At 62.7% G+C, this 24,564-nt stretch carries 22 protein-coding genes; 13 read left to right on the top strand and 9 right to left on the bottom strand.

Annotation, left to right across the window (positions count from 1 at the left end; genetic code table 11):
- Window positions 1-189: 189 nt before the first annotated feature.
- Window positions 190-1,320, bottom strand: a complete 1,131-nt coding sequence (locus tag OKW37_RS39075; RefSeq protein WP_090812607.1) for an IS110 family transposase — start codon at window positions 1,318-1,320, stop codon at window positions 190-192.
- A gap of 200 nt (window positions 1,321-1,520) precedes the next feature.
- Between OKW37_RS39075 and OKW37_RS39070 the strand changes: the two genes are divergently transcribed.
- Entirely contained in the window at window positions 1,521-2,255 is a 735-nt protein-coding gene (locus OKW37_RS39070) for a haloacid dehalogenase type II (RefSeq protein ID WP_429401996.1), read from the top strand.
- Here the strand turns inward: OKW37_RS39070 and OKW37_RS39065 are convergent.
- The gene (locus OKW37_RS39065; protein WP_429401998.1) at window positions 2,238-2,837 is read right to left on the bottom strand and encodes an NUDIX domain-containing protein; all 600 of its coding nucleotides are present in this window, start codon (window positions 2,835-2,837) and stop codon (window positions 2,238-2,240) included. The genes OKW37_RS39070 and OKW37_RS39065 overlap by 18 nt on opposite strands.
- Window positions 2,838-2,916: 79 nt before the next feature.
- On the opposite strand from OKW37_RS39065, the gene OKW37_RS39060 reads away from it, so the two are divergent.
- From OKW37_RS39060 to OKW37_RS39035, 6 genes are all read left to right on the top strand, one after another.
- Window positions 2,917-3,672 (top strand): DeoR/GlpR family DNA-binding transcription regulator, encoded by a 756-nt coding sequence (locus OKW37_RS39060; RefSeq protein WP_429402000.1) that lies wholly within the window; start codon window positions 2,917-2,919, stop codon window positions 3,670-3,672.
- A gap of 341 nt (window positions 3,673-4,013) precedes the next feature.
- A complete protein-coding gene (locus OKW37_RS39055; RefSeq protein ID WP_018422645.1) occupies window positions 4,014-4,814 on the top strand; it encodes a transporter substrate-binding domain-containing protein in 801 nt (266 codons plus the stop codon).
- Window positions 4,815-5,175: 361 nt separating this feature from the next.
- Window positions 5,176-6,849 (top strand): alpha,alpha-trehalase TreA, encoded by a 1,674-nt coding sequence (gene treA / locus OKW37_RS39050; protein WP_429402002.1) that lies wholly within the window; start codon window positions 5,176-5,178, stop codon window positions 6,847-6,849.
- Window positions 6,850-6,903: 54 nt separating this feature from the next.
- Window positions 6,904-7,272, top strand: a complete 369-nt coding sequence (locus OKW37_RS39045) for a DUF2784 domain-containing protein (protein WP_187612313.1) — start codon at window positions 6,904-6,906, stop codon at window positions 7,270-7,272.
- A gap of 623 nt (window positions 7,273-7,895) precedes the next feature.
- Window positions 7,896-9,731, top strand: a complete 1,836-nt coding sequence (locus OKW37_RS39040; protein WP_429402005.1) for a S10 family serine carboxypeptidase-like protein — start codon at window positions 7,896-7,898, stop codon at window positions 9,729-9,731.
- A 51-nt stretch (window positions 9,732-9,782) separates the two neighbouring features.
- Window positions 9,783-10,181 carry a 2-oxoglutarate dehydrogenase gene (locus tag OKW37_RS39035; RefSeq protein ID WP_184061791.1) on the top strand — a complete coding sequence of 133 codons (399 nt, stop codon included), beginning with the start codon at window positions 9,783-9,785 and terminating at the stop codon, window positions 10,179-10,181.
- 113 nt (window positions 10,182-10,294) lie between these two features.
- Here OKW37_RS39035 and OKW37_RS39030 read toward each other — a convergent pair whose 3' ends face one another.
- The 3 genes from OKW37_RS39030 to OKW37_RS39020 all read right to left on the bottom strand — a co-directional run bounded on the left by OKW37_RS39030 (window position 10,295) and on the right by OKW37_RS39020 (window position 13,165).
- Window positions 10,295-10,708: a VOC family protein gene (locus tag OKW37_RS39030; RefSeq protein WP_090810736.1), complete on the bottom strand. Its 414-nt coding sequence runs from the start codon at window positions 10,706-10,708 to the stop codon at window positions 10,295-10,297.
- Window positions 10,709-11,037: 329 nt separating this feature from the next.
- Window positions 11,038-11,571 carry a helix-turn-helix transcriptional regulator gene (locus tag OKW37_RS39025; RefSeq protein ID WP_429402007.1) on the bottom strand — a complete coding sequence of 178 codons (534 nt, stop codon included), beginning with the start codon at window positions 11,569-11,571 and terminating at the stop codon, window positions 11,038-11,040.
- 520 nt (window positions 11,572-12,091) lie between these two features.
- Entirely contained in the window at window positions 12,092-13,165 is a 1,074-nt protein-coding gene (locus tag OKW37_RS39020; RefSeq protein WP_184061789.1) for an AI-2E family transporter, read from the bottom strand.
- A 467-nt stretch (window positions 13,166-13,632) separates the two neighbouring features.
- On the opposite strand from OKW37_RS39020, the gene OKW37_RS39015 reads away from it, so the two are divergent.
- Window positions 13,633-14,910, top strand: a complete 1,278-nt coding sequence (locus tag OKW37_RS39015; RefSeq protein WP_429402009.1) for a hypothetical protein — start codon at window positions 13,633-13,635, stop codon at window positions 14,908-14,910.
- A 39-nt stretch (window positions 14,911-14,949) separates the two neighbouring features.
- Here OKW37_RS39015 and OKW37_RS39010 read toward each other — a convergent pair whose 3' ends face one another.
- On the bottom strand, window positions 14,950-15,738 hold the full coding sequence (locus tag OKW37_RS39010) for a hypothetical protein (RefSeq protein WP_187616462.1): 789 nt from the start codon (window positions 15,736-15,738) through the stop codon (window positions 14,950-14,952).
- Window positions 15,739-16,118: 380 nt separating this feature from the next.
- Here OKW37_RS39010 and OKW37_RS39005 point away from each other — a divergent pair, with 380 nt between their 5' ends.
- A complete protein-coding gene (locus OKW37_RS39005; protein WP_184061786.1) occupies window positions 16,119-17,705 on the top strand; it encodes a phospholipase D family protein in 1,587 nt (528 codons plus the stop codon).
- An 8-nt stretch (window positions 17,706-17,713) separates the two neighbouring features.
- On the opposite strand, the gene OKW37_RS39000 is transcribed toward OKW37_RS39005, so the two are convergent.
- Both OKW37_RS39000 and OKW37_RS38995 read right to left on the bottom strand, forming a co-directional pair.
- Complete coding sequence (locus OKW37_RS39000) at window positions 17,714-18,268, bottom strand: hypothetical protein (protein ID WP_429402012.1); 555 nt, start codon at window positions 18,266-18,268, stop codon at window positions 17,714-17,716.
- Between the two features lie 106 nt (window positions 18,269-18,374).
- Window positions 18,375-18,758 (bottom strand): SHOCT domain-containing protein, encoded by a 384-nt coding sequence (locus OKW37_RS38995; RefSeq protein WP_184045085.1) that lies wholly within the window; start codon window positions 18,756-18,758, stop codon window positions 18,375-18,377.
- 246 nt (window positions 18,759-19,004) lie between these two features.
- On the opposite strand from OKW37_RS38995, the gene OKW37_RS38990 reads away from it, so the two are divergent.
- The gene (locus OKW37_RS38990) at window positions 19,005-19,220 is read left to right on the top strand and encodes a hypothetical protein (protein WP_187616464.1); all 216 of its coding nucleotides are present in this window, start codon (window positions 19,005-19,007) and stop codon (window positions 19,218-19,220) included.
- An 82-nt stretch (window positions 19,221-19,302) separates the two neighbouring features.
- Here the strand turns inward: OKW37_RS38990 and tssH are convergent, their stop codons facing one another.
- On the bottom strand, window positions 19,303-21,996 hold the full coding sequence (gene tssH / locus OKW37_RS38985; RefSeq protein ID WP_429402014.1) for a type VI secretion system ATPase TssH: 2,694 nt from the start codon (window positions 21,994-21,996) through the stop codon (window positions 19,303-19,305).
- Between the two features lie 614 nt (window positions 21,997-22,610).
- Between tssH and OKW37_RS38980 the strand changes: the two genes are divergently transcribed.
- Genes OKW37_RS38980 through tssE form a run of 3 tightly spaced genes read left to right on the top strand, consistent with a single transcriptional unit; the run spans window position 22,611 to window position 24,563 of the window.
- Window positions 22,611-23,228 (top strand): TagK domain-containing protein, encoded by a 618-nt coding sequence (locus tag OKW37_RS38980; RefSeq protein ID WP_429510117.1) that lies wholly within the window; start codon window positions 22,611-22,613, stop codon window positions 23,226-23,228.
- Window positions 23,212-24,048 (top strand): type VI secretion system accessory protein TagJ, encoded by an 837-nt coding sequence (locus tag OKW37_RS38975; RefSeq protein WP_429402018.1) that lies wholly within the window; start codon window positions 23,212-23,214, stop codon window positions 24,046-24,048. Before OKW37_RS38980 ends, OKW37_RS38975 begins: the two co-directional genes overlap by 17 nt.
- A complete protein-coding gene (tssE, locus tag OKW37_RS38970) occupies window positions 24,045-24,563 on the top strand; it encodes a type VI secretion system baseplate subunit TssE (RefSeq protein WP_429402020.1) in 519 nt (172 codons plus the stop codon). The genes OKW37_RS38975 and tssE overlap by 4 nt, the downstream gene beginning before the upstream one ends.
- Window position 24,564: the final 1 nt, after the last annotated feature.

Below are 24,564 nucleotides of genomic sequence, written 5' to 3'. Positions count from 1 at the left end.
GATATCCGCGGATTGGCTACCGCATTACAGATGTCCGCCCAATGAGCCTTCCGCTACCTACCACCGCAATTCGGATGAGATCCGTTGCCTACCCTGGTCGCGGGTTACTCGTGTGCCGGGCTACGCCGCCTTCAGGAAACTCCTGCACGTGTCGTTACGGTGGATGCAGACGCAGGGCATTGCTGTACATCATGGCATCTGTGTCTCGCGCGGTATGGCCAGCGACAAGGAGAGCCGGCAGATGTCCCAGATGAATCCGCTGAGTTCACGGGCAACTGCGACTACGGCGATATTCTTCTGCTTGCCGCGCGCGACGAGTTTGCGATAGCGTCGGCACAAGCGCACCTGTGCGTCCCAGGCTCGATCTACAATCGGTTTAGGCAGACCTTCGTGACGACGCTGAATATCGGGGCTCACACGCGCAGGGTGGCGATAGCTCCATGCAGCTTCAACTAGCAGCTTTCTTGCATAACTGTTGCCGCTTTTAGTGATGCTGCCCTGACGACGCTTGCCGCCCGATGAGTGCTCGGACGGCGTCACCCCGAGCCACGCCATCAACTGGCGTGGGTGCACGAAGCGTGAGAGATCGCCCAGCTCGGCGAGCATGCCCACTGCCGTGGTGAACTGGACACCGCGCATTGCCTGCAGGCCCAGGACGGCGGGATAGAAGCGCCAGTTGACGACTGCCTCACGCAGCGCGGACTCCAGCCGGTCACATTGGGCGAGCCGGTCTTCGATCGCGCGACGTAGCTCTTCAAACGCAAACTGCTGCCACGCACTGTCGAAGCTGTATGCGCTCAGCCAGCGTCGGTGCGCCGGCCCCCAGTCGGCAGAGCCGGTGTAGCGCACGCCGTGCGACAGCAGAAAGGCTTTTACCCGTTGCCGTGCACGCTTGAGGTCGTCCTTGGCAATCACCCATGCGCGGGCCAGATCCCGGAATGCTTCATCGTCGATGCTGGGGACGTATACGGCCGACAGGTCGCCGGCACGCAGCGATCGGACGAGCTTGACGGCATCACGTCTGTCAGTCTTGATGTGCTCACCTGGCTTGCGGGGAATCAGCGAGGGCGCGCAGACCATGCACTGGAATTCTTTCTGGACAAGCTGCCGGTAAAGCCCATATCCGCACGGACCGGCTTCGTAGACGATGCTGACGCATCGCGCTTTAGATTGCAGTCTCTTGCACAACCGTTCCACGTCGGCCTGCGTAGTACCGATCTTGCCGAGCAGTTCAACCTCGCCCGAACCAATGGCATAGGCGACCGTGATCGAATCCTTATGAACATCAAGACCCACGTAAAGAGTGCTATCGTGCTCCATGCTGGCCTCCGCGTCGGAAATCGCCGGGTGCGGCACGTCCGCACCGTGCGGCTCTGACAGCAATGCTAACCCGCGTTTGATTCCGTTGCGGCAGGCCAGCCTCTGTCCCGCAGGAAGTCATACTGCCTACCAGGTCTGGCGCGAAGTTCCTGACACGCATCTAAGATGGGTGGTTCCTGTCAGAGCCACAAAGGAAGGTCATGGGCATCGACTCGACACATCAAACCGCCATCAAAGCTTTCGTGTTCGATGTCTTCGGAACCGTGGTTGACTGGCGAAGCGGCGTCGCGCGCGAAGCGCAACCGTTTCTGCAGCGGCACGCGCCGAATCTCGACGCATCCGACTTCGCGGACGCATGGCGACGCGAGTATTCGCCCGCGATGGAAGAAGTGCGTAGCGGACGCAGACCGTATGTGCGTCTCGACGTGCTGCACCGTGAAAACCTCGTCAAAGTGCTGGCGCGTTTCGGCATCGCCAACGTTCCCGAACCGGAAATCGATGAGTTGAACCTGGCCTGGCATCGGCTGGACCCCTGGCCCGATGCCGTCGACGCATTGCGGCGCCTGAAGGCGCGCTTCATCATCGCACCGCTATCCAACGGCAACATTCGCCTGATGGTGGACATGGCGAAGCGTGCCGGTCTGCCTTGGGATGCCATTCTCGGTGCCGAAGTCGTCCGCGCTTATAAACCCTCGCCGCTGGTCTATAGCGAAACGGCGGAAATTCTCGGCATTGCGCGACGCGAATTATGCCTCGTGGCCGCGCATAACAACGATCTCGCCGCTGCCCGGCGCGTCGGCTTGAGCACCGCGTTCGTCGTGCGGCCCACCGAGCATGGCCCTCAACAGGCGAGCGATCTGAAGGCGGACGAGGCGTGGGACTTCATCGTCGACGATCTGCACGAACTCGCGACGCAACTAGGCTGCGCGCGCTGACGCAAACCCACGCAAGGCGACGTACTGCAACAGCATGATCGTCTTGCCGTCGACGATTTCCCCTGCGTCTACCGCTTGCAACGCGGCTTGCAACGGCATTTCGATCACCTCGAGATCTTCCCCTTCATCCTCGACGCCGCCGCCGTCGTTGACCCGCATCGACGCGTCGTACTCGCCGACATAGAAGTAGAGCTTTTCGGTTACGGATCCCGGGCTCATGTAGGCCTCGAAAATCTTGTGGACCTGACCCACGCGATACCCCGTTTCCTCCTCGACTTCGAGCCGGATGCGTTCTTCCGGCGAAGCGTTGTCGAGCAACCCGCCCGGCGCTTCGATCATCATGCCGTCGTGACCGTTCACGAACGCGGGCATGCGGAATTGTCGCGTGAGTATCACGTTGCCGGTGCGCGGACTGTGCAGCAGGATCGTCGCGCCGTTGCCGCGATCGTAGGTCTCGCGGTTCTGCCGCTGCCATGTGCCATCGCGACGCAGGAAGTCGAACGTCACCTTCTTCAGCGTGTACCAGTCGTCGGATAGCAAGGTCGTTCCGACGATGCGAACCCGGTCTTTCGTTGCGGTCATGGCGCCTCCTGTCGACCATGGACAATGATTCATGGTATCGTGCAACTTCGTGCAGTTTCAAGATATTTCATGCAAAGCAATGTTGACGACCCAACGCAAGAAAGCGATCCTCGACGAACTCGCGCGCAACGGGCAGGTCCTGGCAGGCGAGCTGAGCGCGGCGTTTGGCGTGTCGGAAGACACGATCCGCCGCGACCTACGCGAACTGGCCGCGCAGGGGCGCTTGCAGCGCGTCCACGGCGGCGCGTTGCCCGCGTCGGTGGCGCTCGCGTCATTCGAGCAGCGTCAGGACATCGAGACGATCGCCAAGCGGCGCATCGCTCGGCGAGCGGTCGAACTGATCGCGCCAGGGCAAACCGTGATCGTCGACGGCGGCACCACGTCGGCGCTATTGGTCCAGGCGCTGCCGTCCGATTTGCACGCGACCATCGTCACGCATAGTCCGAGCGTCGCCACGGCGCTTGCCGCGCATCCTTGTGTCGAGGTGATCCTGATTGGCGGCCGGCTTTACAAACATTCGATCGTGGCCGTCGGCGCCGCGGCGATGGAAGGCATTTCGCGCATCCATGCCGACCTGTACTTCATGGGGGTGACCGGCGTGCATCCCAGCGCTGGGCTGAGCACCGGTGACTTCGAGGAAGCCGCGATCAAGCGCGCGCTCGCCGCGCGGGCGGCGGAAACGGTCGTGCTCGCGTCATCGTCGAAACTGAACGCCGCATCGCGGTTCGTGATCGGCGAGATCAAACTCGCGCAGACCATCGTGGTCGAGAAGAAGACCCGCGCGGAATTGACGAAGCCGATCGAAGCGGCTGGGGTGACTGTGGTGAGAGCGTAGGGGTGGCGCGCCATGGATCACGCGTCCGTCGGGCGTACGCCGCCCGATCACATCCGCGCATGACGGATAGACATAGAAGGCGCCGGTCGGATGAGGACAATAGAGTCCATCGATCGCATTCAGTCTATCCACCACGAGATCGCGCCGCTGCGATTTTTCGAAGCCGGAGTTTCATCCGCGCGCGGCCGCTTCCGAACAAAGATCAAACAGGCGACTTTTGAAGTGCTAGGATGACGCGCGCAACCCGGCTTGTTCCACGAAGCGACACTGCCGGGTTGCCGACACGATGGTGAAATCGTTGCGTTGTGCAGCCTGATACTCAAGTACAGAGGAGACACTCAATGAAACTTTCGAAGCTGCTTATAAACGCGTTGGCGCTCTCGGCTCTTAGCTTTACCGCGGTCGCGGCTCATGCCGAAGATCTCCTCGACTCGGTCAAACAGGCCGGAGTCCTGAAGATCGGTCTCGAAGGCACCTATCCGCCGTTCGACTCGCGCAACAAGGACGGCGAGCTCGAAGGCTTCGACGTCGATGTCGCGAAAGCCGTGGCGGCGAAACTCGGCGTAAAGCCGGTATTCATTCCGACCGAGTGGAGCGGCATTATCGCGGCGCTGCAGAGCGGCAAATTCGACGTGATCATCAATCAGGTCACCATTACCCCGCAACGCAAACAGGTTCTTGATTTCAGCCAGCCGTACACGTACTCGGCCGCGCAGCTGATCCAACGGGCGGACGACAAGCGTGAGTTCAAATCTCTCGACGAATTCAAGGGCGACAAGAAGATCGGCGTGACGCTCGGCACCAACTACGACCAGATGGCCCGAGCGGTACCTGGCATCAACGTGCAAACTTATCCGGGTGCGCCCGAGAAACTGCGCGATCTCGCCGCCAGGCGTATCGATGCGACGATCGACGACCGGCTGATGCTGCCGTACATCATCAAGAACTCGCAGTTGCCGTTGCGTACGGGCGCGGTGCTGAAAGGCGCCGAGCAGGAAATGGGCATCCCGTTCCGCAAGGACAATCCGAAGTTCGCGAAAGCACTCGACGACGCGCTGACCCAAATGAAGCAGGACGGCACGCTCAAGAAGATCTCGATGCACTGGTTCGGCACGGACGTGACTCAGCCTATCGCGCAGTAATTTTCTCGTTGTTCTCGCGTACCCGCGCCGACCTGCCGAATGGTCGACGCGGGTACGCCGCTTGCTCGCTGAGCGGTTTCTGCCGCGCAATCGCTCGCGATCAACGCTTCCATTGCTTCGAATCACGAAGCAAGCGCGGATACGCCATTACGCGCACCTTCTCCCTCGTTCATCACGTTTCATTCTTCGTGCTGAATGCATGCACGCTCTGCTGCGCCGCAGTTGCCTGATGCTTCGAAAGCGTGCGATGCTTTCGGAGCCATTGATCCGGCCACCTCGTGTCGGACTCGCATGTCGCCGGGAGACGACCGCGAATGGCACGCGATGAGACCAGTGAAATGCCCACAACCTTGGAGGCATCATGAGCATTCAATCACTGTCTCGCAGCCGCAACGCATCAACCGCCCATCTCTTCCCCAGCTCAAGTAAGTACTTCGTGCCGCGGCGTTCGCCGATCACGCTCGGCGTCGCCTGCATCGCCTCGCTCGTCTTCTCATCCGCGAGCTGTCTGGCCGATACCCAGGTGGGCGCCACGCTGCCGCCGGCGCCAGACATTCTGTACGGCGATCTGTTCGTCGCCGTGCAAACCGCGCAGATCTTCGCCGACCAGAAGACGTTTGTCGACGCGACGCCGAATGGCAATCCCGTCGCGATCGTCCAGCTATACGAAACGCAGAAGAACCAGCCCGGCTTTTCGCTGCAGAAATTCGTCAGCCAGTACTTCACGCCGCCGCCCGATCAGAGCATCACGCCGCCGCCGAACCAGAGTCTGCGCGAGCACATCGACTGGCTCTGGGACGGCCTCACGCGCACGACGACGAGCGCGCCCGACTACAGCTCGCTGATCCCGCTGCCCAAACCATACGTCGTGCCGGGCGGCCGCTTTCGCGAAGGCTACTACTGGGATACCTATTTCACGATGCTTGGGCTGCAGGAGTCCGGACGTGAAGATCTCGTCGACGATATGCTCGACAACTTCGCGTACATGATCGACACGTTCGGCCACATACCGAACGGCAATCGCACGTACTATCTGAGCCGCTCGCAGCCGCCGTTCTACTCGTATATGGTGGAGCTCGCGGCGCAAAAGGAAGGCAACAAGGTTTATCAGAAGTACCTGCCCGTGCTGCGCAAGGAGTACGCGTACTGGATGCAAGGCTCGTCCAGCACGCCGCGCGGCGGCGCTACGCACAATGTGGTCGTGCTCAACGATGGCACCGTGCTCAACCGCTACTGGGACGATCTGGACACGCCGCGCGACGAGTCGTACCTCGAGGACGTGCAGACCGCGCAGGCGAGCGGCCGGCCGGCCAACCAGGTCTACCGCGATCTGCGCGCGACCGCCGAAAGCGGCTGGGATTTCAGCTCACGCTGGTTCGGCGACAACCAGACGCTCGCAACGGTGCGCACGACATCGATCATCCCGGTCGATCTGAACAGCCTGTTGTTCCATCTGGAGACGACAATCGCGCGCGGCTGCTCGGAGACACGCGACTTCCGTTGCGTCGCGCAGTTCATCGGCTACGCGGCGCGGCGCGCGGAAGGCATCAACCGCTATCTGTGGAATCGCAACGGCTACTACGGCGACTACGACTGGCAACTCGGCAAGTCGCGCGACAACCAGACACCGGCGATGCTGTATCCGCTGATGGCCGGCGTGGCGTGGCCCGATCGCGCGTGGAAGACCGCCCAGACCGTGCAGAATGTGCTGCTCAAGCAGGGCGGCCTCACGACGTCGACCTATAACACCACGCAGCAATGGGACGCGCCGAACGGCTGGGCGCCGTTGCACTGGATCGCGATTCAGGGCCTCAAGCGCTACGGACGCGCCGACCTCGCGCAACCGATCGGCACGCGCTTTCTCGCGGACGTCGAGAACGTCTACAACACGCAGCACAAGCTCGTCGAGAAGTACGTCGTGGAAGGCGCGGGCGAAGGCGGCGGCGGGGGTGGCGAGTATCCGCTGCAGGACGGCTTCGGGTGGACCAATGGCGTAACGTTGATGCTGCTCGATCTGTATGGCAATGGGCAGTGAGTCCTTGCGGCATCGTCAAGCGAGTGTCGTGCGGCTAGTCCCAATGGAAGCGGAATGATCTGGCTCGCCAATATTGTTCTCGTGCTGCACGCGCTGATCGTGGTGTTTATCGTCGGCGGACTGTTCGCCATCTGGATCGCCCACGGTTTGGGACTCCCGTGGGCGCGCAATCGCACATTCCGGACGGTACATGTTCTCGCCATCGGTATCGTGGCGACCCTTGCGGTGCTCAATGTGCCGTGCCCGTTAACCGTTCTGGAGGATCGTCTGCGCACGGGAACGGTCGGTCCGCAAGGGTTCATACAGCGCTGGGTCAGCGCCTGGCTGTATTACGACTTTCCGGGCTGGGTGTTCGTAGTCGCCTATGTCGCGTTCTTGCTGGCAGTGATTGTTACGTGGTACCGAATTCGGCCACGAGCGTGACGGGCGTTCCGCCGCCCCCCTCGCCGAAGCGATCGACGCCGCCCGGACGGAAATTCCCCAGCCCGCTCCTTTTTAATTCTATTGAGGACGCATTTTCACCGGTTAAATTTACCATTAAGTTAATTTATCAAACGCAATTAATTCCGACGACATAGCCACGAAAATCCGCAGTTCCTCGTCGCCATTCAATGCAATTCGGATAAATCCACCAGCGTTTTTCTGCCCCCCATGCGGCGGCGACCGCGCCAGCGCTCGATCTCAAAGCGCTACTCCCCCACAAGATCCGACTTTATTCTGAATCGCATAATTGCCGCTTGATCCTTGACAAAACCGCATTTCGCATCCTATTTTCACTCTTGCTGTAAGCATCGGAAAGATTCAATTTTAAATTTCTCTTGAAATGTCGAGATAAATCGACAGGGAATCCCTTTATCCATTCAATTAGTAATTTCAGAAAGCGAATGGAAATATTAATGAAAGTATTTTGAATTAATGCACTGCGAAAAGCTGTCCATGCAACCGCTGCGTGCCATCGAGTGCGGTGTGCGGGTTATTCGATCTCCAATGCGCGCGACCGGCGAAAAGCGGCCTTTGTGTAGCGGTATCACTCACCAGGGAACGAGATGAAACCAGACAGAAGGAGTACCGACGATGGTCGCGTCCGTCGTCATGGCCGGCTCGCCGCGCTAAGCGCGCTGACACTCGGAATCGTTATGCTCGCCGGATGCGGCGGCAGCGACGGAGGTTCGTCGGCGTCGACGGTACCAAGCGGCATGGCGCAGGTCGCCAATCAAGCGCAAGCGGCGTCGGCGCCGCAGACGCCATCCGCCAATCAGCCCTACACCGATCTCACCACCTATTCGACGAGTGCGACGTCCGGGATAGCCGCGTCGCTGGTCGCGGAGAAAGCGGCGATCATGCATTACCAATGGACGTCCGGCAGCACCACCGTCAATTACACGACGACCACCGGCCACCTGACCGCAATGGATCTGACGAGCGGCGCACCCGAAGCGACGATGTCCTACGTGGCCTACACGGCGCCGAGCACGAATGGCAAACCGCGCCCCGTGACGTTCGTCTATAACGGCGGGCCGGGTTCTTCGTCGATCTGGCTGCGTCTCGGATCGTTCGCGCCGACGCGCGTCGCGACCACCGATCCGCTGCTGAACGGCACCAGCTGGCCGAACTATCCGCTTGTGAACAACACCGAGAGCCTGATCGACACGACCGATCTCGTGTTCATCGATCCGCCGGGCACGGGCCTCTCCGAAGCGATCCTGCCGAACACGAACCAGACCTACTGGAGCACCGATGCCGACGCGAACATCATGCGCGACTTCATCATCCGCTACCTGACGGTCAATTCACGCAGCAGCTCGCCGATCTATCTGTACGGCGAATCGTACGGCACGCCTCGCACCGACATCCTCGCGCTCGCGCTCGAATCGGCCGGCGTGCAACTGACGGGGATCACGCTGCAGTCTTCGATCCTGAACTACTTCGCGGATGCGATCGAGGCGGTGGCAATCACGGGTTCGCCCGACCAGCTCGCGCTCGAAACCGATACATTGAGCGGCTACATGCCTGGCTATGCCGAGGTCGCGGCGTACTACGACCAGGTATCGCCAGCGCCAGTGAGTCAGGCGACCTACGCGCTTCGCAGCGAGGCGTTCGTGACCGCCAACTACAACCTGTTCAAGAATTATTCGCTGTACTGGACCTTGAGCCAGCTCGGCGCGCCCACCTACGCGGGACCGCCGAACTTCCCGCCGACGTGGCTGGAGAAGTTCTGGGACGCCGAATCCGGTCTCACGTTGCAGGCGATGCAGGGCTACTTCAACATCAATCCGTTCAACCTCACGCTGGTGCCAGGCTCGACGATAGGCCGCTACGATGGTCGCGTGTCGTTGCCCAACTCGGACTCGCGTCTGCAGAGCGACGGCGACCCGTCGGACATCCTGATCTCACTGCCATTCACCAATGCATTGGCGACACAGATGCCGGATTACCTCGGCTACACGGCGCCGAACGCGGCGTACATGCCGCTGAACGACGCAATCATCGAGGTGTGGGATTTCTCGCACGGCGGCCAGCCGCTGCCCGACACGATCCCCGATCTGCTCGGCGCGCTAAAGCTGAATCCGCAACTGAAGGTGCTGGCGGAAAACGGCTTCCACGATCTCGCCACGCCGTTCTTCAATACCGAGAAGCAGCTCGCGCGGCTCAAGACGGTCCAGGGTCTCAACCCGAATCTGCAGGTCAACTTCTTCCAGGGCGGACATATGATTTATCTGGATGACGTGGCGCGCCCGCAGATGAAGGCGGATCTCGCGGCCTTCTATGGTGGCACGCCGATAGCGGGCGCGCTGACGCTCGCGACGCTGCCTCAGCCGTGGGCCGACGAAGCGTCAGCCGCTACGCCGACGAGCGAGGCGCTCGCCGCGGCCGCGCCCTGATCGATGGTGGTTTCGCTTCGCGCGAAACCCTCTGACTACTTTTTATGGCGAATGATCATGTCTTCAATCGATATCTTGCGACGCACTCTGGCGTTGATCGTCCTCGGTGTGATCGTCGGCAGTGCGCATGCGTTGCCGCCCCAGCCGGTGGCGCCCGTGACGCTACCCAACGGCGGACACGGCGTGGACGGTCCGTTCTTTCCTCATAACCGTGCCAACGCGGTCGCGCCGACCACCGGCTCGACGCTGCAGCAGCAGGCTCAGCAGCGTGTGGAGAGCAGACTGGGCGCGAAATCGGTGCTCAGCAACGGCTCGTCGATCACCAAGGCCCAGGCGCAAAGCAATGGGCTCGGCTATATCGCCAGGCATTTTGACGAGATCGATACCGCGCATTCGGGCCGTGTGACGTTGAACGACGTTCGGCAGTATCTGCAGCAGCATCAGCAGTGAGAGTGCGGTAGTCCAGTGGTCCGGGATGACGGCCGGCGCTGCGTCGCGATCGTGCGACGCAGCGCCGGCCGTATGCGGCTGCGCGCCGCGCCCGCGCGGCGGATCGCTCACGCTCACTTGCCCGTTGCCGCCTGGATCATCTTCCATCCATTGCCCGCCGGATCGCGAAAGCCCGCATCGACGCTGCCAAAACGATCCACCGGCTCCTGCGTGAATTCCACGCCGCGCGCCTTCAATTGCTCGTAGCTCGCGCGACAGTCGGCAACGGACAGCACCAATGGCGGCATCGCCCCCTTCGCGACCATCGCGCGCAGCGTTTGCGCGGTCGCTTCATCGTGGACCGGGGGCCCCGGCGCGAACAGTCCCAACTGGAAAGTCGGCTGTTCCGGGTGCTGGACCGTGAGCCAGCGGTAAGCACCGTTGCGCACGTCGGTGTGGACGCGAAAGCCGAGTTTGTCGACGTAGAACGAAAGCGCCGCATCCTGATCGTCGACGTACAAACCGACCACATTGATACCCTGATTCATAACTCCTCCCTCGCTGGTTGAGGGTTCGACTGTATCGCTGGCCACGCGGCGGCGCTTCTCCAAAACTGCGATCGGCAGGTTCGGGCGTTTGCCCGGCCTTCGGCACGCTGGCGCGCCGGTTTCGGCGACGACCGCGCGAATCTCGTCCTCCGAGTAACCGAGCGCGCCGATCGGATCGGTCGGCGACGCGACGCCGCCGGAGGCCGCGAGACGCTAAAGCGCTTCGCAAAGGCAGCGGGGCATCGGTGTCGCGGCGCTCGCGCGTCGAACGCGAGCGCTGCGTCCCTTCTGATCGTCGACGTGCGCGCCGACCACATCGATTCCCTCATTCACGACGTCTCGCTGGTAGGAGGCTCGGCAGTGTCGCCGACCGCGCGGCGGCGCTTTTCCAGAACTGCGGTCGTCAGATCGGGGCGTTGCGCGGCCTTCAGCACGCAGGCGGGCACGCGATCGAGTTCAGCGGGATTGGCGCGTGCCTGCACGCGCATCTCGCTCGGGCTCAGGCCGGTAATGTCGCGAAAGACGCGGCCGAACGTGCCGAGGCTTTCCCAGCCGGTCGCGAACGCAATGTCCGTAATGCCGAGGTTGGTGTCACGCAGAAGCGTGGTGGCCTGTTCGATACGCCGCGTCAACAGATAGCGGTGTGGCGGCACGCCGAAGGCCCGCTTGAACGAACGCGCGAAGTGCGCCGCCGACACGCCGCTGACTTCAGCCAGGCGCCACACCGGCCAGGCTTCGTGCGAGGCCGCATCGATGCGGTCTTTCGCACGCAGCAGGCGACGCAGCAGCGCCGGGTCTTCGAGTGCTTCGGCGCCGCCCGAGACGGGGGTCGGCGGGACTGCAGGGTCGTGTGAGCCGGGCATATGTTCGCGTTAGAACCGATAGCCGATGCCCGGCCGCCGCCGCGCCAAGAACGATCGCGGCCATGAGGAGCGTCCAGGCAGGCTTTGTCATCGAGCGGCAGGCCTCGTGTTGATGGAACGACGCACAAGCTGCGGCCCCTGGCCCTGACCGCAACCCGAGGCCATTGTTGCACGGCTTTGCGTGAACCTCGCGTCAAAGGCCGATCGAAAATTTTTCGATTTATAAGAGATGGCAACGGTGCTGTGGACGATACCGCGAGAACACCGACGCGTTCGGCGGCTACCTGAAGAACGTCGTGTTCGCCTACAACATCAGCACCGGCTGACGACCGGCCAGACGTGGCCGGGTTCTTCGCAGTAAGCAGCAAGCGTTAAACGCTGATGGCAACAGCGTGCGGCGGCGGCAAGCCGCACGCGTCGAGATAGACGTGTTTCATTCGACGGCCCGCGCGGACTATTCCGCACGGGCCGTTTTCATTTCATGCGCCGGGTCGATCATATGTCCGCCATGGTGGGCGCTTCACGCGGTCTGTTCGGTCTTGCCGTAAGTGAGCCGGCCGTTTTTCGACAGCAGCACCGCCACCGGCCGCGTCATTTCGAACTCGGAGAAAATGATCGTCATGCTGGCGGTGATCGGCACCGCGAGAAAGGCGCCCGGCACGCCCCACAAAGCCGACCACACGGCCATGCTCGCGAGAATCGCGAACGGGCTCAGGTTCAGGGAGTTGCCCGTCAGATACGGATCGAGAATATTGCCGATCACGAAGTGAATCGCGGTCAGCGACACCAGCACGACCAGGATCGAATTCAGGTCGCCGAACTGCAGCACCGACATCAGCACCGGGAACACGATCGCGAGCACCGAGCCGATATAGGGCACGTAGTTCAGCAGCGCGGTCAGTATCGCCCACAGCCCGGCGAACTCGAGGCCGACGCTGCGCATCGCGAGCCAGCAGATCCCGCCTAGCAGCACGCCGAGGAACGTCTTCAGCGCGAGATAGGCGCCAATGCGCCGGTTGATGTCGGTGACCACGCCCCGGATGCGCGCCGCGTTGGTCGAATTGGCGGTCATGTTCGTCAGCTTGTCGCCGAACGTCCGGCGCTCGACCAGCAGAAAACTCGCATACAGCACGATCACGAACAGGTCGATGATCACCGACGACAGCGACGCCAGCATGCCGGTCACCATCGCCTGAATATTCAACTGTGTGAGCATGTTCCGCCGCAGCGATTCCCACGTCGGCTCGCTTTCGAGGTGCAGCAGCGTCGAAATCTTGTGGATCATCAGCAGGACCGAGTCCTGGTAGCGCGGCGCGAGCGCGACGAGCGCGTCGTAGTTCTCGACGAGCATGTCGACCGCGAAGAAGATCGCGGCGCCGATCAGGAACATCGAGAGTCCGTAGCGCAACTGGACCGGCAGCCGCGGGCCGATCACCGGAATGCGTTGCAGCAGCCGCGTGAAGTCGACCACCACGTATACCGCGATCGCGCCGAACACGATCGGCACGAAAACCGCGCGCCCGATATACAGCACCCAGCCCACAATCAGCAGCAGCACCACTACATATACGGACGCTTGCAATCTGTCGGTCATTGGTCAGTGCTCCATGAATCCGCAAACAGGTGCGCCAGAGAGTCACCCCAAGGTCACCCGAGGACGAAGGCGATGGCCGGGCACGCGCCCGCCGTGCGATCCCCTTACCAGCCGGTCGCGCGATGGACAGCACTGATCTTCGCACAGAACGATGACAGCTCACATAAAAAGCGCGCCAGATCGCTCCGCCGGCAAACTCCGGGTCGACACCTCCAAATGCGCCAGCAGAATGTCGCGAAACGTCGTGATGCGCCGGATTCGCTCGTGAAACCCATCTGCTACGCTGCCCTAATCGGTTTCGATCTCCTGACGTGATCCGAAGCGAGCGCCTGCGTCACGCGGTGGCAGCGCACGGCCGAATCCATGCAGCGAAGCCGCGCCGCGCGTGCCCGTGCGATGTCCGCGCTATATCTGTGCGTGATGTCCGATTGCACGCATCCTCTCACCTCACGACATGGGAGTACGAGATGCTGCAACGGCTGGGGTCGCGATTCGTCGCAGTGGGTCTGATGTGGACATTGTCCGCTTGTGGCGGTGGTGGGGGCGGCAGCGGCGCCGACCCGGCCAGCACCGGCTCGAACGGCGCGGCTGGCGCGACCACGCCAGCATCGAGTCCCGCGCCCGCGTCGAGTCCGACACCGGCATCGAGTCCGGCCCCAGCGTCGAGCCCGTCGAGCGCATCCGACGCGAGCGCCACGACACCGAAGCTCGCCGCCGCGACGCCGATCACCGACGGCACGACACTCGGCGCCGCCATCTGGCCCGCGGGCGTCACGGCTTCGGGCGCAACCGGTCAGCCCGTCAGCGGACTGAACTGCGGGTTGCGCAGTACCGCGTACACGTACGCGCATCTGTCGATCTACCAGAACGGGCAGCTACTGACGCTGCCACCCAACATCGGCATGGTCGAGCCGACCCTGACCACGCCGACTGGCTGCGCATATCCGGTGCACACGGTCGATTCGAGCGGCAAGATCCATATGGACGCGACGACCGGCGCGACCTATACGCTCGGCCAGTTCTTCTCGATCTGGGGCGAGACGCTGAGTGCGTCGAACGTGGCGGGTTTGACCGCCTCGCCAATCGCGATCTACGTGAACGACGGCGGCACGCTCACGCAATATACGGGCGACCCCGCGAGCCTCGTGCTGAAGCCGCACACCGAAATCACGGTCATGGTCGGCACGCCTGTCACCCAAGTGCCCACCTACACCTGGACCGATCCGCCGCCGTTCGACCCGAACCCGATCACGCTCGTCTTCGGAGGCGTGGTCGGCTCGTCGTTCTGGCCGAACGGCACGACCTCGACGGGCGGCACCGGCACGCCGGTCGACGGCCTGACCTGCGCGCCGGACATGAGCGTGCTGTACCACGTGCACGCGCACCTCGCGATCATCAAGGACGGGCAGTGGCTCGCGTTGCCGATGAACGTCGGCATCCTGTCGCAATGCACGTATGAGATGCATACGCACGACAACACCGGCATCATCCATATCGAAGCGCCGAACCTCAAGACCTATACGCTCGGCGAGTTCTTCGATATCTGGGGCGAGCCGCTGACGAACACGAACGTCGCGGGCATCATGGGCGACGTGGTCGCGTATATCAACGACAACGGCGATTCGCGCCGCTATATGGGCGACTTGCGCAGTATCGAGCTGACGTCGTTGCGCGACATCACGCTGCAAATCGGTACGCCGCCGGTAAGCACGTTGGCGACGTATTCGTGGTACGAACCGCAGTGACGTCGGCCGGAGGCCGCGTCACTTCGCCATGGCGCGGCTTCAACGCGACGTACCCGAATGCCCGATACCGCCCGGCCCGCGCGGCACGATGCCCGCGACGGAGCGCGGCGCCGCGTTCGCGACCAGAATCATCGCCGCGCCGGCGAGACCGCTCGCCACGTGCTTCAACGCATGGCCGGCGATCACGTGATGCGTCAGCTCCCATATCTGCCAATCGAGGCTTTCGAAAATCTTCGCGACCCCATAGAAGACGATAACGAGCGTCCATGCGATCACGCCGTCCACCTTGCGCGTGAGCGTCAGGCCGACGATCAGCATGAGCCCGCCGAACTGAAGAATCGCGTAAGGCCACAGGCTGTTGAACACGAGCCAGTAGCCGACGGTGGCGGGCGACACGACCACCATGATCAGCATCTGCGCCCAGCCGACGCGCTGTCCGCTCCACGACGTCCATAGCATGGCGAGGATGCCGGCGAACACGATGGTCATCGGCAGGCGGTCCCAGACGAGCGTCGCATCGTTCGGCGCCATGTGGTAGTAAGCCGAGCCGAACGCGGTGAAGAGCAGCCCGAGCGCGGCGACGACCATGCCGGGAAATTGCGCCGGCTGGTCGGACGCATGGCGCCGAACCCAACGCAGACAGAACACACCGGCGATCAGAATGACGACGTTCGACAGCACGTCCGCAGCATGGTGCAGCGGCCCCAGCGAGCGTTGATCGGCGAAGTGGTGATACGAGGCCGGCTGCGCGAGCGGCCATATCATCTGCAGCGCGGTGCCCACCACGAAAAGCAGCACGCTAGCAAGCAGCAAGCGGGAGATCTTCACGTTGCTCGACTCCACAGTGGGCGAAACGCTCGAAGGCGCCGTGAACCGGACCCTTTATGACCCTTTGCGCTGACACGGAGCGGATCACGCTCGATTGCATGGAAACCATGCGGTCGATGCGCGGCCGGGTTGGCCCCCGTTCGAATTCGCGCAGCCTGCTCGTATCATCGGACAAAGCGCTTTGCGCAACAAGAGCGTCGGGCGGCGCACCGATGGGCATGCGCTCATAGTATTCTTCTCAACCAATGCAAGTTGCGTGCAAGCATGCGCGCGACACCGTCAGTACAGGCGGTCGAGCGAAGCTTTGTCGAGCAACGCCACGCGATGTTCCGATTCTGGAACCGGCCGGCTCGCGCGACCCAAACGAAGACCTGGACTCCATGCAAGCGCAGATACACCACCCGTCGTTCCCGCATCGCCGATGGAGAGGCGCGCTGTGCGCGCTGCTGTGCGCAAGCCTGCTGGCCGGCTGCGCGCCGTTACCGTCGCTCGAGGGTCGCCAGGCGTCGCATGCGTTGTCGCCCGCGGTGGCGGCCACCACGGATCTCGGTCGCGCGGTCGCGCCCGAGCTGGCCGCGCACGCGGGGCTGGCGGGCATTTATCCGCTGGCGGATGCGCATGTCGCGTTTGCCGCGCGCATGGACCTGATCCGTTCCGCGCAACGCACGCTCGACATCCAGTACTACATCTGGCGCGACGATCTGACCGGCACGCTGCTGCTCGAACAGATCCACGAAGCGGCGGACCGGGGCGTGCGGGTGCGCCTGCTGCTTGACGATCTCGGCATCGCCTCCGCGCTCGACCCGACACTGGCGGCGCTCGACGCGCATCCGAACATCGAGGTGCGCCTGTTCAACCCGTTCGTCGTGCGCAGCCCGAAAATCCTCGGCTTCGTGACCGACTTTTCGCGCGCCAATCGGCGCATGCACAACAAGTCCCTGACCGCCGACGCCACCGCGACGATCCTCGGCGGCCGCAACATCGGCGACGAGTACTTCGATGCCACCGACGGCGTCGTCTTCGCCGACCTCGACGTACTCGCGGTCGGACCGGCCGCGACCGACGTCTCGCGCGATTTCGACCGCTACTGGGCAAGCGCGTCGGCGTATCCGGTCGGGAAGATCCTGCCGCACGAGAGCGTCGATGAGCTGGCCACGCTGGAGCGTAATGCGCAGGCGATCGAGCAGGATCCTGCCGCCGCTGAGTATAAGCAAGCGCTGCGCGGCCCGCGCGTCGTGCAGAACCTGCTCGACGACAAGCTGCCACTCGACTGGGCCAAAACGAAGATGATCAGCGACGACCCCGCGAAAGGCCTGAACAACGCGCCGCCGGAAGCGCTGATTTCCCACCAGCTCCGCGAAGTGATGGGCCAGCCGACGAAGTCGCTCGACCTCGTCTCCCCGTACTTCGTGCCGGCAAACACGGGCACGCAGTATCTGAGCGGGCTCGCCGCCCAGGGCGTCGACGTGCGGGTGTTGACGAACGCGCTCGAAGCGACCGATGTCGTCGCCGTGCATTCGGGCTATATGAGGCGGCGCGTCGAGTTGCTGCAAAACGGCGTGCACCTGTATGAATTGCGGCGCGTGGCGGGCGCCACCTACAAGAAAGAACAGTCGCCGGGGCCGTTCGGCAGCTCCGGGTCGAGCTTGCATGCGAAGACTTTCATCGTGGACTCCCAGCGGGTCTTCGTCGGTTCGTTCAACTTCGATCCGCGCTCCGCGCATCTGAATACCGAGCTTGGACTCGTCATCGACAGCACCGAACTCGCGACGCGGGTCGATCGCAAGTTTCTCGCGCTACTGCCGAGCGTCGCGTACGCGGTGCATCTCGACAAAAACGGCAAGCTGTACTGGATCGAAACCAACGGCGACGTCGAAACCCGCCACGACACCGAACCGAATACGACGTGGTACGCACGGCTCGGTGTTTGGATGCTGTCGATTATGCCAATTGAGTCGCTGCTATAGCTCACAGTTCAGAATCGTCGCAAATCGCGATCTCGCACGGGATCGGGCGTGCGCTGCGTCTCGCGCAACACGCCGTTGGTGTCGAACGCGAAATTGAACAACATGTGGTGGATGTTGCTTTCGATATAACGGTATGACCAGACTTCGCGTTGCGAGAGCCGGAAGAACTGCGTTTGCACGGGGCGGCCGAAATTGATCAGCACATCGTCGCGCGTCCATTTGCCGATTTCCGCGCGATTGAATTCGCTCAACTGCAAGACCTGACGCACGTTCACGATCTTGCCTGAAGCGTCGATATCGGCGGCGACGGTGGTCGAGCCCATCGGCTGGGTCGGCCACATCAGTCGGCGGCCGCCCCCCGGCAGGTCATAGACTTCGCGCGGCGGACCCATGCGGGCGACGATCGCCGCTTGATCCTGACCCGCCTGGAATTGCTGCCACGGTTGCGCGCAAGCCGCGAGCATCAACGCCGTCGCGCACGTGAGCGCGGCGCGGCGCAATGCCAGCGGCACGCGCGCGGTTCGCGCGGCAGCGTTCCGAACGTGGGCGAGGCGGGTAAGCAAGGGTTCCTCCCGTTACGTTCGATCGCACGATCCTTCGCCGCGCAAAAGCCGAGGCGACACGGACCACGCGCCCGCTCGCCCATGGCTGCAGTCAGGTAACCGACGCTTACTGCACGAGCTTCGCGCGCAGACGCGAGTGCTCTTCCCCGGAAATCGAACCGGACGCTTTCAGCTTGTCGAGCTTCTCGATTTCGTCGGCGACACTGAAGCCCACCACATTGCGCAGATCTTCGCGCACCTGCTTGGCCCGCGCCTGATCGCGTTCCGCCATGCCGCGATGCTGCGTGAGCAGATACGCGAAGATGCCGATATACGGCAGGATGATGAGAAAAATCACCCACAGAACCTTGCCCCATCCGGACACGTCATGGCGGCGGAACAGGTCGCTCGACACCGTGATCAACAGCCAGAACCACAGGATAAAGATGAAGATGGAGAAAACGTCGGCCAGAAAATTCGGGAATGTGAAACCATCATTAAAGAAAAGCATTGTTGTTCTCCAGTCATTCCGGTTGCAATTGAAAGGCTTAACGGATTTCGACCTATGGTTGCCCCGCTATGGATGACGCATACGATCAGCACGGCAGCGCCGAAAACCTACCATGACCGCATGTCGATTGCGCACGCGCATTCATACTGTATGAAAGACATGCATGAGTTTCAATGGCTCGTTTAAAGCCGCAAACCCGCTGATCGTCACGTCTTTCATTTGTGCTCCTCACTTCGGGCGCCGCAAATGCATGATGCGGATCTTTTTGTCTTTATAGCTTATCCCGATCGTGTAACGCGAGCAATTTTTAAGGATTCCGTTCGATTGACGATTTCTGGTGGTGTGGCGATCATGCCGCGTGGCATTGAACATGCATATGTGAAAATGATGTCAAAAACCAGCGCTTTGGCCCGCAAAAAAATGCCAAAAGAGGCGTTTGCGATGCATCCATGCAGCCCCTGACCGTCCGGCTATCCGCCTCGTCACGCCGCTGCACGATCAACGACTCGTCATTCGCGATGCAGGTCCCCGAGTGCGAAGCCGACTACTCATGGCGGGACGACCGAACCACGAGCGCCTCAACAGGTGCCGCGGCCGGATCGGTCACCTCGATCGTCATATGCGTGAGCGCGCTTTTCGCTGCAAACGCATCGAGCCACTGCCGGGCGAGGCGCGGCAGCACGTGCTGTTCGATGAAGCCGATCAAAAGACGCGCACCGGTCTCCTGCACGAGGCAGCGCCCGACGATGTAGTCGACCACCTCTGCCGCATAACTCAGCGCGATGCGGTTGTTGTCCGCCATCCGCCGAACGACTCGATCGAGATGCAAACGCACGATCCGCGCGAGCGAATCCGAGCCCAGCGGACGATATGGCACCAGCGTCACGCGTCCGAGGAAGGCGGCCGGAAACGCCTTCAGCAATTCCGTCGAAAGCGCGGAACGCAGACCGTCAAAGTCCGGCGCAAGCATTTCGTCCGCGCATAGGCTCGCGCTCAGATCGGAGCCGACATTGCTGGTCATCAGGATGGTCGTATTGCGGAAATCGATATAGCGACCATCGCCGTCTTCCATGTAGCCCTTGTCCAGGACCTGGTAGAACATTTCGTGCACGTCGCCGTGCGCCTTTTCAATCTCGTCGAGCAACACGACCGAGTACGGACGTCGGCGCACCGCTTCGGTCAGCACGCCGCCATCGCCGTACCCGACGTAGCCAGGCGGCGCGCCCTTGAGTCCCGAGACCGTATGCGCCTCCTGGTACTCGCTCATGTTGATCGTGATGAGGTTCTGCTCGCCGCCATAGAGCGCCTCCGCCAATGCGAGCGCGGTTTCCGTCTTGCCGACGCCGGACGGCCCCGCGAGCAGGAAGACGCCGAGTGGCTTGCGCGGGTCCGCGAGCCCGGCGCGCGCCGTCTGCACGCGCTCGCCGATCTGCTGCAACGCGTCGTGCTGGCCGATCACGCGCGCCGCCAGCGTGGCGGGCAGCACCTGAACGGCGCTGACCTCATCGGTGATCATGCGTCCGACTGGAATACCGGTCCAGTCAGAGACGATGTCGGCGACGATCGCTTCGCCGACTTCCGGGAACACGAATGGCGTATCCGCCTGCAGGTTCGATAACGTCCGCTCCAGCTCGCGCAACGTTTCCAGCGCGGTCGCCGCGCGATCGCGCACTTCGGCCTCAGGTCCGGCTGCGGCGGCGCGCTCGCTTTCGACCTCGCGCGCGTGCGCCAGCGCCTTCGCCACATCGGACTGGGCCTGCCAGGCGGCTTCGACAACACGTTCCTCGAGCTCGAGCGTCGCGATGGTCGCCTTGACGTCGGCCAGCGCAGCCTCGCTGCCGAGCCCGATGCGCACCTCGTTACCGAGCAGCTCGGCTTCGACGCGCGCGGCTTGCAAGCGCTCGCGTATCCGCTGCAATTCGCGCGGCGGCGCATGCTGCGATAGCGCGACGCGCGCGCAGGCGGTGTCGAGCAGGCTGATCGCCTTGTCCGGCAACTGACGCGACGGGATGTAGCGATGTGACAGTGTCACGGCTGCGCGAATCGCTTCGTCGAGAACCACGACGCCATGATGGCTCGCGAGCGTGCGCGCGAGTCCGCGGACCATATCGATCGCGGACGGCTCCTCGGGCTCGGCGATCTGCAGCACCTGAAAGCGCCGCGTGAGCGCCGGGTCTTTCTCGATGTGCCGCTTGTACTCGGCCCACGTCGTCGCGCCGATCGTGCGCAACGTGCCGCGGGCGAGCGCCGGTTTCAGCAGGTTCGCCGCGTCGCCGGTGCCGGCCTGGCCGCCGGCGCCGACCAGCGTGTGAATCTCATCGACGAACAGCACGACCGGCGCCGACGACTTCGCCGCCTCCTCGAGTACCGACTTCAGCCTGGCCTCGAACTCGCCCTTCATGCTCGCGCCGGCAAGCAGCGCACCGACGTCGAGGCTCAACAGCCGCACGTCGGCAAGTTTCGGCGGGACTTCGCCGGCCGCGATCGCGCGCGCGAGGCCTTCGACCACCGCCGTCTTGCCAACCCCGGCGTCGCCGGTCAGCAACGGATTGTTCTGACGCCGGCGCAACAGCACGTCGATCATCGTGCGAATCTCGACTTCGCGCCCAACCACCGGATCGATTTCACCGGCGCGCGCGCGTGCGGTCAGATCCGCGCAAAACTGCGCGAGTGCCGCGCCCTTCACCGATGCAGCGAGCGCACCGGACGCCTCGCCCGGCACCGCCGACGAAAAGTCACTCTGGTCGTACGGGGTGTCCTCCGCTTCGGGGGAGCCGGCAATCCACGCCGGCAACGCATCGTGAAGGCCGTCGACGGCAATCTTGCCGAACTCCGGCGAAATGGCCAGCAGCAAGCGCCGCAACTCAGGCGTCTCGACAAGCGCCGCCATCAGCCATGCGCCGCGGATCCGACCGTCGCCGAATGCCAGCGTCGCGACCACCCACGCGCGCTCGATTGCCGTCTCGACGTGATGCGAAAAATCCGTGAGCGCGCTCGCGCCTGACGGCAGCGCGGCAAGCGCGGTCTGCAGGTCCCGCTCGAGCAGTTCGCGGCTGATGCCGCAGTGTCTGACGATGCGGTGCAGGTCGCTATCGGACTGCGCGAGCAACTGGTGCAGCCAGTGCGCGAGCTCGATATACGGGTTGCCGCGCAGCTTGGAAAACGCCGTTGCGGATTCGATGCTCCTGAAGAGCGTTGCGCCGAGCTTGCCGAACAACGCGTGGCGTGAAATGGACATGATGACGTTGCAGGTAAAGATGTTTGTAGCGGAAAGGCGTGGCCTCGCGTCGGCATCTCGCGCTCCGCGGGCAGGTATCCGAAAAAGCGCGCCGGCCAGACTGATCGAGCGACAAAGGATAGCCGGTCGATCGCTGCGTGTATTTGGGCCGTCGCCCATATTCCGCTCAAGGAGCGCGAAGTAGCATTCATATCTTCCACGCGCCAACCCACATTTTCAGTTGGTGATCCTTTTATTTCTGCGGCGAGAGAGTTTTTACAAATGCGCGCTTTCCAGGCAAATCTCATTCGCCGTTGCATACCGGTCAGGCCATGACTGGATATCACGCACGCTGGGACCATTCGCCCTTCGAAGCAAGCGCGCTCAGGACCTTCGCACGAACGATCCAGTCTTTGCGGCTCGCTCCAACCGTTTCGCGAATCGATCTGTCGGAAATGAGTGAGGCAAGCCAGTGGGCCGTCGCACGCGAGAACAGTCACGCCGGCGTGGAGGGTTCGCCTCGCGCTGGGCCGAGCGCGCATACCGACCTTCAGCCTATGCCCGATTTATTACGGAACCCGCCTCTCGAAATAGCGAATACGTCTGGAGACTTTGTCCAGGCACCACCGTCGAGCGTGAATTCTGCCGCGGACCGGATCGAGCCCGTGCTCATGCAGCCGGACGACTTCAGCGACCTGATCGCACTCGCCGACGAGGACGATAACGATCCGCTGCAGTTGCGGCGCGAACCGAATCCAGCGGAACCCGGCGCACACGACGGCATGGCAAAGCTTCTGGCAGCCGACATCGACGCAGCGGACCCGCTCGCCGCGCTCACGCTGGAATATCGTCACGCGCTGTTGAGCCAGAAGAGCGGCAACGCGCACGAGCCCAAGGCGTCGGCCGAAGATCATGGCGAGTCGATCATCGGCTTACCTCACGATCCGTTCGCCGAGCTTGTCGATCCGTCGCGTGCTGAAGCGTCGGTGTTCGACCTGCTGACGAAGGGGAAGAACATCGACACCCTGCTCGATAGCCTTGACTCGTTCAGTGCCGAGCAGATTTTCGAGGCGGACGAAACGCACGAGATCCTCGCGCTGCTCGCGCCGCGCGGAATTCCCGCGCACCGTGCGAGCAGAACCGCGCAGCTTGCGCGCGAAGAACATCACATGATCAGTATGGACAGCCACATCGCCATGCCTGAATCGATCGAATACGAAGAGCCTGAATTTTCAGATGAAAATAACCGCTGACCTGCCCAAGTCGGACACGCCAACACTTCGCAGCCTGCTCGACGCGCAGACTTACTGCGAACTCAAGGAGCAAACCATCGACAACGTGCGCAAGCATCCGTCGAACGTGCGCGAACGCTGGCTGTTGTTCGAGCTGTTGTGCCTCGACGGTGAATGGAAACGCGCGTTACAACAGCTGCAAACCTGGGCCACGCTAGAGCCGGAAGGCACATCGCGCGCCCAGATGTATCGCGGGCTGATTCGCAGCGAGATGTTCCGCGCCGAGGTGTTCGCGGGTCAGCGCGCGCCGGGCGAGATCAATCCGCTGCCCGAGTGGGTGAAATCGCTGCTGCAAGCCAACGTCAAGCTGGGCGAGGGCAACCTCGCCGCCGCCGACGAACTGCGCGGCGCCGCGTTGAACGCCGCGCCGGCCACGCGCGGCGACAGCACGCAGATCGGCGCATTCGAGTGGCTGACCGATAGCGATAGCCGGCTGGGCCCCGTGTGTGAGCTGACGGTCGCGGGCGGGTATCGCTGGGTGCCGTTCGACTCGATGAAATCGCTGACACTCGGTCCGGTCACCGCGCTCACCGACCTCGTCTGGCGCTCGGCCGTCGTGAACCTACGCGACGCGACTATCCTGCGCGGCTACCTGCCGGTGCGCTATCCCGGCTCGGAAAGTGGTCCCGCCGCCACCCGGCTCTCGCGCGAAACTACCTGGAAAGACGTAGGGGAAACCGGCGTGATCGCGCTCGGCCAGAAAACCTGGAGCACCGACAAGGGCGACGTCGGCCTGCTCGACATCGGCGAATGCCGGTTCAATCACGACGAGCACGTATGACCACCTCCGACGCGCCACACCGGCAAGCCTACATGCCGTCGCTGATCGACCGCCTGCTCGACGATGCGCCCGCGCGGCGCAGCGAGCGGCCGGAGGCCTATGCGCCCAATAGCGAAGGCATGCGCCGCATCATCCAGCGTGATCTCGGCCTGCTGCTCAACACCACGAACCTGGACGACGAAATGGACATCGCGCGCTACCCCATGCTAGCCGCGTCGGTCGTCAATTACGGCATTCCCGCGTTGTCCGGTAGCTACCTCACCAGTCGCAACTGGGAAACCGTCGAGAAGACGGTCCGCAACGCGATCGTTCGCTTCGAGCCGCGGCTGATTCCGGAGTCGCTGCGCATCCGGCCGCTCAATAGCAAGAACCCGGTACGCTACAACCAGCTCGCGTTCGAGATTCATGGCCTCATGCGCTGGTCGCCCTATCCACTGGAATTTCGCATCCAGAGTGCATTCGACATCGAAATGAATCACGTCACGTTCGAGCTGGGCTCCGGCAAGGGAAGTTGAC

Source organism: Paraburkholderia sp. MM5482-R2 (genome assembly GCF_050436125.1).
Taxonomy (GTDB): Bacteria; Pseudomonadota; Gammaproteobacteria; order Burkholderiales; family Burkholderiaceae; genus Paraburkholderia; species Paraburkholderia tuberum.
Note: the sequence above shows the minus strand (reverse complement) of the source record. Positions and strands in the feature narration are given on the sequence as shown.